We start from the raw sequence: 539 nt of genomic DNA, 5'->3' as shown, positions 1-539 counted from the left end.
GCGACCTGGGCCTCGGCTCCGCCCATGACGGGCCCGCTCCGACCACCCAGTCGCTGTCGACCGCGCTCAAGGCGGCCCTGACCGCCCAGGTCCGCGCGCGGGCCAGTTCGGTGGCCGCAACGATCCGCACCGACGGCGTTTCGGTGGCCGCGACGCTGCTGATGACCGCGTTAACGCGGTAGCGCGGACGCGAACACCTCCGTCATCGCCTCCCAGTGCCGCTCGGCCGCGGCGGCGTCGTACGGCGCGTTATCCGGAACCGCGAATCCATGGCCGGCCGGATACCACTCGATGGTGTGCTCGACACCGGCCGCCGTGAGCGCCTTGTCGAGCTGCTCGGCATGATCGGCGGTGAACGACGCATCGTCCTTGGCGCCGCCCACGTACACCGTGGCGCTCATCCGGTCGGCGAGCAGGTGCGGGCTGTCCTCGGTGTCGGTCACCAGGCCGCCTCCGTGGAAGGACGCCGCCGCGGCCACCCGGTCCGGCAGCCGCCCCGCCACCATGAGCGACGTCCGTCCGCCCATGCAGTAGCCGCA

The 539-nt window shown here is 72.5% G+C and carries 1 protein-coding gene and 1 pseudogene; one reads left to right on the top strand and one right to left on the bottom strand.

What is annotated here, in order from left to right; genetic code table 11:
• A pseudogene (locus A5652_RS28160) lies at positions 1 to 182 on the top strand (glycosyltransferase); the annotation flags it as partial.
• Here the strand turns inward: A5652_RS28160 and A5652_RS21475 are convergent.
• Positions 171 to 539, bottom strand: a 369-nt coding sequence (locus tag A5652_RS21475) for a dienelactone hydrolase family protein (RefSeq protein WP_197514048.1), incomplete at its 5' end; no start/stop codon positions are given. The pseudogene A5652_RS28160 and the gene A5652_RS21475 sit on opposite strands and share 12 nt — an antisense overlap.

Origin of the sequence: Mycobacterium sp. 1165178.9, from assembly GCF_001673555.1 — a bacterium.
In the GTDB taxonomy this organism is placed as follows: domain Bacteria; phylum Actinomycetota; class Actinomycetes; order Mycobacteriales; family Mycobacteriaceae; genus Mycobacterium.
The sequence above is the reverse complement of the archived record's forward strand: the minus strand, read 5'-3'. Positions and strand labels throughout refer to the sequence as shown.